Origin of the sequence: Clostridium sp. AM34-11AC, from assembly GCF_003435375.1 — a bacterium.
In the GTDB taxonomy this organism is placed as follows: domain Bacteria; phylum Bacillota; class Clostridia; order Lachnospirales; family Lachnospiraceae; genus Pilosibacter; species Pilosibacter fragilis.
Genome location: NZ_QWGL01000054.1, coordinates 1 through 10,239 on the forward strand (window position 1 = coordinate 1; position 10,239 = coordinate 10,239).

A 10,239-nucleotide genomic window follows, 5' to 3' on the forward strand; every position below is an offset into this window, starting at 1 on the left:
CAAAAAGCTTTGTCCCATTTGCTTTGCAACTCTGGATGTCTGTCGTAAATCATTAGCGTGCTTTTCCCTTTTAAATATCCCATAAAATCTGAAATACTTTCTTTCGGCGGAATTGCTACGCTTAAATGTACATGATCCTTACATACTGCACCCGCTATAATATCCACTTTTCGGTACTTGCATAATGTACTTATGATTTCCTTCACATCTTCTCTTAATCTTCCATACAGAATTCTTTTTCTGTATTTCGGTATAAATACTATGTGATACTGGCATTTCCATCTGGTATGTGATAAACTTCTATTGTCCATTTGGACCGCCTCCTTTGATTTTGAGTTTGGCTTGCGACACCATTCTCGTCATATCACAGGAGGCTTTATTTTGTTATCCTCACAGTCTCCACTTATTCCATTCTCCCCAGCATAGCTGGGGGATTAGACTTTTCATTTAATTCTATAAACCAGAAAAATTCATTCTTTATTTCATCAATTATTTCATCTTTAGATAATGTAATTAACTGTGTAAATGTGACTTTTGTACCAACTGAAGCACTCGTTTCAACGGGTTCTTTTCCTCCATTATCGTCATACTCATTAAGTGAATCTTTATTCATATCAATGTAATATTGATATTTCTTCCCATCTTTTTCATAAACAGTATCCCATCTCGCCATCTGAGCAAATGAAAAAAATGTCAATCTCCCTATTCCTTTACGTCCATGCGGCAAAGAATGATTCGATCTACTCGACTGTCCCGCTTTCTTAGATTCATTAAAGGGTTGAAATTTATATGGCAACTCATGGTATACAATACCTGTACCATTATCTATAACAGACACCATATTTATTAATCCCAGTTCATTAGTATGCAAATATACCTTAATTTGAGATGCTCCCGCATCAAAACCATTCCATATATATTCGCATATCGCCTCTAAAGGCTTCACATTTTTTAAGTTTGTCTTAATTCCTTCTGGTGTAATTAATATGTTCTTCATGGTATCTCTCCTCAATATCATATTGTTCACATTTTACCACAACCCCTCATCATTTACCATATTAACGAACGAAAATAATAATGTTGATGATATACATGAAAAAAAGCCAATCAGGAATCGCAACTCCCAATCGGCATCTTTTCTTACTTCTCTTCATTTTTACATTCAATCTCCGTTCCGTCCAAGAACACCACCCGTAATGTTCCGTCCTCGAAGACCTTGATGTGGTCCAGTGTTTTCAGCATGAAGTCCGTATCCATCTCTGTCACAGGTTCTGCTCCATCGGTGTATAATCATTGCCACATTCCAGTGACATTTCATGGGAATGGAAAAAGTCGTAATCCATAGAAATATCCTGGCTTCTTGTGCTGATTTCCTCCACATCAGAATTGACACGGAACAATTCAAATTCATTATCCCCTGAAATTCCAGTCCGGGTACATCTTCCAAAAGTAGTCTGCTTTTCATCCGGGAAGGTAATATCAAAACACTCATAAGGTTCATAATACCATGCATCACCCAGTCGCAAGACGTCACACACCACTCCCTTCTCCGCCATGAATCCCACATATCCGGTTGCTGCAGTAATGGTTGCTGTAAACCTTAGTGTGTAGGCAGCACCGGAATATACCCTTACCTTATTTCCACGGATTCTCATTTCCACGGTATATAGGCTTGGATCACTCCGTAAATCTGCATTTGAGATCTTACTGAAAGAAGATGCATAGCTGCCAAGTTTCTTACTTCCCTGATACAATTCCACACACTGCGTATCGTAATTTATACAGCAGAAAATGCTTTCCAAGAAACACTCCTGCTTTACCGCCTCCCGATGATTTAAAGGCAAATCTCGCCCTCACATGGATTTCAGAACCGGTATAATCCAGTGCCAGTTTTCCACTGCCTTCCAGCTGTGAATATTTACGGACACGGTCTGCTGTCTCTTTTTTGCGATACCAATCTCATGTGCCATGCCCTTGGATATCACATCACCGAACACCCACATTTCATTGCACTTGCCAAGCAGCACATAGTTGAAATGCATGGCATCGGCACGTTCCTTTTGGTTCTCGTCATTCATGAACTGCGGATACAAAAGGTGCGGTGTCACCGGAATCGTATTCTGCTCATAGGCAAAGCGGCTGTACTTTCTTGCCTGTTCACTGTTTCTTTCCGTATCACCGGAAAACGGAGAACAGATATAAACGAGTGGGCGAAAAGCGGACTGCTTGTCCGCCTTTGCCACATTGGTCATAGCCTCATAACTTGTCGGGTCATAGTGTCTCGCCTCCCGGCTCGGTCGGTGCTTCTCAGCCAAAGGCTGAGAGGTCTCCACTGGAGACCCGCACCCTTCTGAATTGAACTTATCGATGTTCACGGCTTACACCTCCATTTCGATCAGAGGCATATAACCGTCTGATTTCATCAGTTCATAGATGAAAAGTCTGCCTTTCTGCGTCCAGTAGGTATGCACCTTCGTATGAGTCTCACCATTCGTACCGGGATAGGTATGAGTCTTGGTGCTGGTATAACCCTCCTGGGCATAACGCTGATATAAAAGCCAGATGTCACCCTGCTTGAACTGCACACCTTTTTCATGGAGATAGCGGTTCATCCAGATGGCCGACTTGCCATAATCCTTGGCGATGGCAGATGTAGAAATAAGGTCTTTGCAGTTCAGCACCACATCGTAGTAGCTGACCTTCGGTTTCATCTCCGTAATCTGCTGATTCTGAATGGCCACGGTTTCTGTAAGCGCCATGTTCTGCTGTGATAAAAGTGCCAGCTGCTGATTGGCAAACTGCAGTGCCCTTGCCATAATAGCCTCCGGGGAGTTCCACGCCTCTTCCACCTGGATGAAGTACTGACGGAACTTTCTTCCGATATCGGTGCGTTGAATCATGCAGAGTTGCTTTGCCATGTCGATGGTAAGCTGATGATTTACCGCAGGACGTCCGCCGGAACTTTCGCTCAAAAATGAGCAGAAGTCTCTGCCTTCCACAAAGCCGTACTCACACATTCTTGGAAACCAGTCCTTGTATGCGGTCTTCACCTGCAAAGCCTCATGCAAATCACGTCCGTTCACAGTAGGGCGCTCACTGTCGTAATTGATTCTGATTAATTCGTCCATAGCGAATCCTCCTAAAAAATGAAATAGACAGAAGGACAATTCCTTCTGCCTATATGCGAAGAATCCGAATGAATCGAACCCCCAAAAATCAGTCTTTTTTATAAAAATCACATTCGTATCCGTCAGCACAAAGAAGCAGCCCTTTTGCCCAGGGTGGTGTTCTGCCCATCTGCTCACAGACTGCACTGAGGCTCATACGCCTGTCCGCTTCGATGATCAGTTCATCATGGACATGGGCAACGATACTGCAGTTGCGAAGTGTCTGCATGGCATACATGAGAATATCTCTCGCGATTGCCTGGATAGCATTCTCTCAAAACTTCGGACCATAGCTTTCAAGACGCTCCCACTTTTTCGTAGCACCCACTCCTTCATAGGTCACCGATTCACTGCCGAACTGGTTGATACCCATGCGTGGCTTCACATAGGCAAGCCGTCTGCCGGAAGGAAGTCTCATGAAAAGGAATCCACTCTCATAGGTAAACTTCAGTCCTGCCACCTCAGTCGGAATATGCTCTCGCACCGTAGTCTTCACCGCTCTGTCGATATCCCACCACAGAGCTGTTATCATCGGGTTGGCATTTCTCCATGCGTTCACCAGTGGCTGAAGTTCCTCTTCGGTAAGTCCCATCTCCAAAGCACCCATACTTTTGAGCGCACCGACCGAACCGCCGTAACCAAGTGCCAGTTCCGCAATCTTACCCTTCTGGCGGAGATGACCGTTGATGCCATGCTTTTCTACCGGAACACCAAACATCTGCGATGCCGAACTGCAGTAAATATCCTTGCCATCGGCGAAGACCTGCATTCTCCATTTCTCACCTGCAAGCCAGGCAAGGACTCTCGCTTCAATTGCAGAGAAGTCTGCTACGATAAATTTCTTGCCATCCTGGGGAACGAATGCTGTGCGGATCAGCTGCGAAAGCGTATCCGGGATATCGTCATACAGAAGTTCCAGAGCATCGTAGTTTCCGCTTCGGACAAGTGCCCTGGCATCGGCAAGGTCAGACATATGATTCTGCGGAAGATTCTGCAGCTGGATGATGCGTCCGGCAAATCGTCCGGTTCAATTGGCACCGTAATACTGGAACATTCCTCTTGCCCTGGAATCCTTGCAAACCTCTGTCTGCATAGCGGTGTATTTCTTCACACTGCTCTTGGCAAGCTGCTGACGGAGGGAAAGAACATCCGCCAGATGCTTTGGTGCAGTCTTGAGTGTTTCTGCCACGGCCTTCTTGCCGAGAGTATCCATCTCCAGTCCGTTATCCGAAAGCCATCCTTTCATCTATGCCACGGAGTTGGGATTGTCAAGGTCGGTCAGATTTTGAATCTGCTGTGTGAGGTTTTTGCGGCTAATGCTGTCAATGGAAATAGCCTGCTCCACAAGCATCATATCCAGTCCGATGCCGCGGTCATTGATTTCCTGATCAAGATGGTATTCATCCCAAATGAAATCAGGAACAGGGAAACGGGACAGCTTCTTCTGGATGCTCATCTCGGTTTCCACATCACGCAGGTTATATGCCTTGAACTGCTCCCACTTTTCTATATCGTGCTGCGGAAGATTTCTGGTTCTGCCGCCATTGGTCTTGGTAGGGGCGCAGGGAACACAGAAGTATTTGATGAGATTTTTTCCCTCGGTCAGTTTCTGCTTCTCCAGTCCCAGAACTGCTCCTACACCTTCTAGGGACAAAGGCAGGCCAAGTGTTGCCGACCACACCATCGTGCAGTGCCAGCTGTCAGGGGAAAGCCAGGTATCAAGATAATTCGACAGGCACACACGCTCAAACTGTGCATTGAATGCCCACTTGGTTACGGATTCATCCAACAAGGCATCCACAATCTCCGCCGGAATCTTCTTGCCGCAGGCAAGGTCTATGACATGAACTGCTCCGCCGTCCACACTGTAACCGAACAGAAGGATATCGAAGTCGGGACTCTCGGCATATTTATAAACTCCGGCTTTCTGCAGATTCACGCTGGAGTAGGTTTCGATATCAATGCTTAAATGCTGCATAGCTGTTCCTTTCTATGATAAAGGCGGCAGAAGAATATCCTCCGCCGCCCGTCATGTTTACTCCGTCACATCATCCTTCTGTGCAGCCTTTTTATCTTTGCGTTTGGCAATAAAGCCCTTTACCATCTTTACTACAAAGCTGAAAAATTCGCACACTGCCCATACGATACCATTGATGGCAAGACCGTAAATCAGGCAGAAAAGGACTATCACATCGACTTGTTTCATAAATTCATATACTTCGTTCATTACGTTCACCTCGTTATTCAATGTGGGCAGACGGTGGCAGCACCACCGCCCGCCAGGTTTATATGTTTAGGAAAGGAAATCGTCATCAGCCACAGTGCTGAAATCGTCAGTTGCAGAACTCCTGCCGCCAAGGCTTTCACCGTCACGGATCTTCTGGATGTTGCCCAAGCCACATGCCACGCCCTTGTTGCCGTTACTATTGAACGCATAGAAATTCAGAGATACACGGGCATAACAGCCAGAGTATACTTCGTTGCGGTCAAGGATAGGCTTCACATACTTGTCCACGATCTGAGGCGGAGTCGTGCTGTTGGCATTGATGAAGTAGTGACCCTTATAGGCCTCATCATCACGCTCGGTATCACCGTCACGCAAAGGAAGCTTTATTGCTGCCTTGTTAGGCTTCTTGCCGCCGAACTTGGCAACCCCCTCTTCGATTGCGGCATCGATAGCCTCGTTGATAGCCTTCACCGTCTCGGTGTCAGATTTAGGGATAAGTACGGAAACGGAGTATCTCTCAGGTCCGTTGTTGATGCTGGTAGGTTCCCAGCCGTGGAAATAAGAGAGACGAGTGTTTACACCTGTGATAACTTTTGTCTTAGAAATAGCCATGATATTAATCCTCCTGTTTAAATTCGTTATTGGCGTTTGTTACGTTCATTGCCGGACGCTTGTCCGTTACCGGAACTAAGTTCGGCTTACCCTGGGGCTTTACGATGAGGTCACCCAGGATCTGGTCAAATTGTTTCTTACCCATCAGTTTCTGCATCTCCGTCATGGTGATAAGGCTCTGACGGTAGATGTCAGTATAGCCGTGGTCTTTGGCTGCCTGTGCGACCAGTTCTTCATCCTTGTACTTGCGGACGGATCTGCCTTCGACAACCTTGAACCCGTTCCATTCCTTTCCGTGGTTGACTGCTGCATCAGTGGCATAAGCCAAGATGCCATCTGCCCACTTGGTAAGGTCAGGAAGGATGGTCAGCACTTCTTCGATTTCAGAATCCGCAAGAAGCGGCGGCATCTTGAACTCCTGCCGTGCAAGACGAAGTTTTTCTTCTGCCCTTGCTCTGCAGCGGACTGCTGCCTTACAGAACTGACACCATTCGCCGGGGTGATATTCACCCTCACCGTTTAAGGCCATCTGTGCCTTCGGCTTCAGCTCGTTCTCTGCCCATGCTTTCAGTTCATCTACCGGGATAGTCCAGTTCTGGACATTCTCCCTGCGAGGCTGAAAGATGTGCATCGTAACTTCCTTGATGTCATACAGGCTATCAAAGAGGTTCAGCGCACCGATGGAATAACACATCAGCTGTGTATTCTGTTCGGCATCCACCAGGACTCCCAGTCCGTATTTGAAATCAATAATTTGCAGAGTATTATCCGATACGATAATGCAGTCTGCCGTGCCATAGCCGTCCGGAACATATTCCGAAAAGTCTACTTTCTGCTCAATCAGCACCATCGGGTCTTTGCAGGTCTGCTTTGCAACTTCAAGCTGCTCCAGCACATAATCCACATAACTATCGGTGTACTCCTGCATCTCGTCACTATCGTAATCGGAGACAGGTCTTTTGCTTCTTCTGCGGAGTGCTTTCTTTAACTTGTGTTCGCAAAATTCATGGGCAGCAGTTCCTTCTTCAGCGGCTGAACTGCTGCCACCCGGAAACTCGGATTCGAGCATCGCACTTGGTGTACAGTTCAGCCAGCGGTGTGAACCAGAAGGAGAAAGGAAAGCGTGTTTACTCATTTCCAAGCACCTCCGCTTCTGCAAGAAGTGCCTTGTACTGTGCAGAGTCAATATCCGACAGCTTGGTGCCGCCGTATTTTGTGATGAGTTCTCTCACCTCGGCAGTCATACCAGCCTGGATCTTCTGACCCAGAACCGCACGGACATCTTCCAAGGTTACTTCTTTCTCGACAGGGAGTGCCTTTACTTCCTGTGCATCAATAACCTTGGCATCGGCTTCCACTACAGTTGCATCTTTGTAGGTATCTGCGATTGCCTCGAACACATCAGCCAGAGAGCGGATGATTCTCACCGCATCAAGAAATAAGTTGTACTTCTGATTGTTAGTCACGGTCCTTACCTCCTTCCTTCAGTTCTCGGATCTCGACAGTCTGCACCGTGTCACCGGGGGACAGGACAAGGACATTGACATGCTGTCCAAAGAGGAAGTCGAGCAGACGCTTTCGGATCTGCACCGTACCGCTTCTTACTGCCGGGGTCGGTGTAACGCCGGGTTTTGCAATGTTGATACATACTTTGTGTTTCATTGCATTGGCTCCTTTCCGAGGGTCTCTTGTTGTATCCCTCTGTCCATATGCGAAAGAAGCGGGGGAATCGAACCCCCATTTCTTAGATTTTTTTCGCAAGGTTTGCGAAGATCTTTTTCAGGCGGTTACGGATAGCCGCCTCAGACACACCTTCTTCCGCTGCAATATCCACGTTGGACAAGTTGCGATAGAACTTTTTGTAGATGGTTTCCTTTTGAAGGTCGGTCAAAGTTGTGAGTGCTGCCTTGAGCCTATCCAGCTTGTCCGAATGCTCCTGCTCATTGATGGAGGCAAGCATCTGCTCCAATGGGTCTGCAGCTGTGTCGCATAAGTAAGGGTTGCGGTCATCCGCATCTTCACCTTCGCCATCGGAGTATGCCTGGTAATGAACCGGACAGTGATAATCCTCGCGGCGGTCAGCATCAAGCTGCTCATCATCCATTGCGTGAAGCTGTGAAATAATGGTGGTGTTCTCTCCGTTTTCTCCCGGCGTGATTACGCACTTGCTACCATCATCAAAGTAATAGATGTAATTTGTACGGTTGTCTTCCGCTGTCTTGAATTTCCTCATTTGAAATCCCTGCCTTTCTTTTCCGCCCGAAAGGCAGGCGGCAGGGACACAAAAAGAGCCGATGTGATGGTACACACCGACTCTGATACCGAAAATGGGCACGGCAAAGCACGGTGGGTACATCTTTGGTCAGTCCACGGCTATACCGTGAATTTGACTCTTGATGTATCCCGCCGCCTTAAGGTCGACCACTTCGGGCATTGGAATAATTGTTATTTATCGTGGCTATTGCCTTCCGACACTTTAATTTTATCTGTAAGACTCGGAAAACCCGAATCTCGGCGAGTTACAAGTAAAACACGCAAAAAATCCCTGTCTACCATACATTTCTGTGTTTTACGAAATGCAGAAGACAGGGATTTAGGGACTTGTAGGTGTCAAATCGTAACTCGTCAAGTTACGAAAATTTTTGCAATTCTATAGGTAATCTAAATTATACATATAAATGTTTACACAAATGTAATTTCAAATGTAATTACTTTATGCTATACTATAAAATAGCGATAAGTGTAAGGAGGGCAAACAATGTCTGAAACAAAGAAAAGCATTACTCCAATGGAGCATTACAATATGTCAGATTTCCTTCGTGGTCAGTCTTCACGAATTATTACCACCATATCAGAAGAGGACAAAGCAGGATTTGTCCTGAAAAACGGTAAGCCTATGGCGGTTATTATTTCAAACGAAAGATATAAACGACTGCTACAGGCTGGTATCGATATTAATGAATATTAATCCGGAGGAACCAGATATTATGGCTAAAGCAAAAATTACAGAAGTTATGATGGACGACAAGACTATTGATGCGTCCAAAGAAATAGCAATGGTATTTTCTATTGCGAACACATTAAGAGGTCCTTACAAGCCGGACAAGTATAAGGACGTTATCATTCCGATGACCATTCTACGCCGCTTGGAGTGTGCCTTGGCATCTACTAAAAAAACTGTTGTTGATACCTATAAGAAAAACCCCAAGGCTCCTGCGCAGTTACTCTGCAAGAAGTCAGGTTACCAATTCTACAACACTTGTGAATATGATTTGAAGAAGTTGCTAACAGAAGCACCTGCTATCGTAGAGAATCTGACTTTTTATATTGAGTCATTCTCTCCTAACGTGCAGGCAATTTTTGAAGAATTAAAATTCAAAGAAGAAATCAAAAACCTTGATAAAAACAACCGCTTACTTGGCGTTGTTAAGAAATTCTCTGAACTGGACTTAGACCCTGGAAGAGTCGATAACCTAAAGATGGGTTATATGTTCGAGGAAATCATCCGCAGATTCTCTGAAAATGCATCTGCAGGTGACCACTACACTCCTCGTGAAGTTATCCGTCTTCTGACAAGCATTTTGCTTGCTGAAGGATGCAGTGACATTTTCAGCGAAGGTCGTGAAGTTACCGTATTGGATATGGCCTGCGGTACAGGTGGTATGCTTGCTACCGCACACGATTTTATTGTTCGTATGAATCCTGATGCCAATGTTCGTCTGTTCGGACAGGAAAACAGCCCTGAATCCCACGCTATCTGTCTTGCAGATATGTTGATTAAAAACCAGGCTGCTGAAAACATCCGCTTTGCTGACACTATGAAAGAGGACTGTTTTGAAGACACCGATATGCGTTTTGTCATCGCCAATCCGCCTTTTGGCGAATCCTGGGGTGGCAAAGATGCCGGAGATGGTGTTGAAAAAGCTGTCCGTAAAGAACATAAAAAAGGAAAAGACGGCAGATTCCCTGCAGGTCTCCCTGCAACCGGAGATATGCAGTTACTCTTCATGCAACACGCCGTTGCAAAAATGCAGAAAAAAGTAGGCCGTGCAGCTATTATCACAAACGGCTCTCCTCTTTTCTCCGGAAACACAACCAGTGGCGAAAGCCAGATCAGAAGATATCTGCTTGAGAATGACTTGGTAGAAGCTATCATCGGACTACCTTCACAGTTGTTCTACAACACTGACATTCACGACAAACGCATGAATGATTGTCTACCACCAATTCTGT

Annotated in this window: 14 protein-coding genes and 1 pseudogene; 2 read left to right on the forward strand and 13 right to left on the reverse strand. The window is 45.8% G+C overall.

The genetic code is table 11. The annotated features are described in order from the left end of the window. The 13 genes and pseudogenes from tnpA to DW826_RS16935 all read right to left on the reverse strand — a co-directional run. Positions 1-311: IS200/IS605 family transposase (gene tnpA, locus DW826_RS16875; RefSeq protein ID WP_117553276.1), on the reverse strand; the 311-nt coding region annotated here is incomplete at its 3' end. Between the two features lie 92 nt (positions 312-403). Beyond that, positions 404-997: an ATP-binding protein gene (locus tag DW826_RS16880; protein WP_242994138.1), complete on the reverse strand. Its 594-nt coding sequence runs from the start codon at positions 995-997 to the stop codon at positions 404-406. 143 nt (positions 998-1,140) lie between these two features. Beyond that, on the reverse strand, positions 1,141-1,266 hold the full coding sequence (locus DW826_RS18910) for a hypothetical protein (RefSeq protein WP_278286595.1): 126 nt from the start codon (positions 1,264-1,266) through the stop codon (positions 1,141-1,143). Beyond that, entirely contained in the window at positions 1,263-1,760 is a 498-nt protein-coding gene (locus tag DW826_RS16890; protein WP_181968105.1) for a hypothetical protein, read from the reverse strand. Before DW826_RS16890 ends, DW826_RS18910 begins: the two co-directional genes overlap by 4 nt. 93 nt (positions 1,761-1,853) lie before the next feature. After that, positions 1,854-2,252 (reverse strand): DUF4406 domain-containing protein, encoded by a 399-nt coding sequence (locus DW826_RS16895; RefSeq protein WP_242994139.1) that lies wholly within the window; start codon positions 2,250-2,252, stop codon positions 1,854-1,856. A gap of 126 nt (positions 2,253-2,378) precedes the next feature. Then, positions 2,379-3,128: a phage antirepressor KilAC domain-containing protein gene (locus DW826_RS16900; protein WP_117553277.1), complete on the reverse strand. Its 750-nt coding sequence runs from the start codon at positions 3,126-3,128 to the stop codon at positions 2,379-2,381. Between the two features lie 88 nt (positions 3,129-3,216). Further along, positions 3,217-5,145 (reverse strand): annotated as a pseudogene (locus tag DW826_RS16905) (DNA polymerase). Between the two features lie 57 nt (positions 5,146-5,202). Next, on the reverse strand, positions 5,203-5,394 hold the full coding sequence (locus DW826_RS16910) for a hypothetical protein (protein ID WP_117553278.1): 192 nt from the start codon (positions 5,392-5,394) through the stop codon (positions 5,203-5,205). Positions 5,395-5,460: 66 nt separating this feature from the next. Then, positions 5,461-6,009: a DUF2815 family protein gene (locus DW826_RS16915; protein WP_117553279.1), complete on the reverse strand. Its 549-nt coding sequence runs from the start codon at positions 6,007-6,009 to the stop codon at positions 5,461-5,463. A gap of 1 nt (position 6,010) precedes the next feature. Next, on the reverse strand, positions 6,011-7,141 hold the full coding sequence (locus tag DW826_RS16920) for a DUF2800 domain-containing protein (protein WP_117553280.1): 1,131 nt from the start codon (positions 7,139-7,141) through the stop codon (positions 6,011-6,013). Continuing rightward, positions 7,134-7,472 (reverse strand): rRNA biogenesis protein rrp5, encoded by a 339-nt coding sequence (locus DW826_RS16925; protein ID WP_117553281.1) that lies wholly within the window; start codon positions 7,470-7,472, stop codon positions 7,134-7,136. Before DW826_RS16925 ends, DW826_RS16920 begins: the two co-directional genes overlap by 8 nt. Beyond that, positions 7,465-7,668 (reverse strand): hypothetical protein, encoded by a 204-nt coding sequence (locus tag DW826_RS16930; RefSeq protein WP_117553282.1) that lies wholly within the window; start codon positions 7,666-7,668, stop codon positions 7,465-7,467. Before DW826_RS16930 ends, DW826_RS16925 begins: the two co-directional genes overlap by 8 nt. 82 nt (positions 7,669-7,750) lie before the next feature. Then, a complete protein-coding gene (locus tag DW826_RS16935) occupies positions 7,751-8,239 on the reverse strand; it encodes a sigma factor-like helix-turn-helix DNA-binding protein (RefSeq protein ID WP_117553283.1) in 489 nt (162 codons plus the stop codon). A gap of 525 nt (positions 8,240-8,764) precedes the next feature. Here DW826_RS16935 and DW826_RS16940 point away from each other — a divergent pair. Both DW826_RS16940 and DW826_RS16945 read left to right on the forward strand, forming a co-directional pair. Next, positions 8,765-8,974: a type II toxin-antitoxin system Phd/YefM family antitoxin gene (locus DW826_RS16940; protein WP_117553284.1), complete on the forward strand. Its 210-nt coding sequence runs from the start codon at positions 8,765-8,767 to the stop codon at positions 8,972-8,974. A gap of 19 nt (positions 8,975-8,993) precedes the next feature. Next, positions 8,994-10,239, forward strand: a 1,246-nt coding sequence (locus tag DW826_RS16945; RefSeq protein WP_147327174.1) for a class I SAM-dependent DNA methyltransferase, incomplete at its 3' end; no start/stop codon positions are given.

What these genes read in the sequence shown, in the direction of transcription:
- DW826_RS16930 (WP_117553282.1), bottom strand. Translation starts at nt 7,668, where the DNA reads ATGAAACACAAAGTATGTATCAACATTGCAAAACCCGGCGTTACACCG.
- DW826_RS16880 (WP_242994138.1), bottom strand. Translation starts at nt 997, where the DNA reads ATGAAGAACATATTAATTACACCAGAAGGAATTAAGACAAACTTAAAA.
- DW826_RS16910 (WP_117553278.1), bottom strand. Translation starts at nt 5,394, where the DNA reads ATGAACGAAGTATATGAATTTATGAAACAAGTCGATGTGATAGTCCTT.
- DW826_RS16895 (WP_242994139.1), bottom strand. Translation starts at nt 2,252, where the DNA reads ATGACCAATGTGGCAAAGGCGGACAAGCAGTCCGCTTTTCGCCCACTC.
- DW826_RS16935 (WP_117553283.1), bottom strand. Translation starts at nt 8,239, where the DNA reads ATGAGGAAATTCAAGACAGCGGAAGACAACCGTACAAATTACATCTAT.
- DW826_RS16900 (WP_117553277.1), bottom strand. Translation starts at nt 3,128, where the DNA reads ATGGACGAATTAATCAGAATCAATTACGACAGTGAGCGCCCTACTGTG.
- DW826_RS16940 (WP_117553284.1), top strand. Translation starts at nt 8,765, where the DNA reads ATGTCTGAAACAAAGAAAAGCATTACTCCAATGGAGCATTACAATATG.
- DW826_RS16920 (WP_117553280.1), bottom strand. Translation starts at nt 7,141, where the DNA reads ATGAGTAAACACGCTTTCCTTTCTCCTTCTGGTTCACACCGCTGGCTG.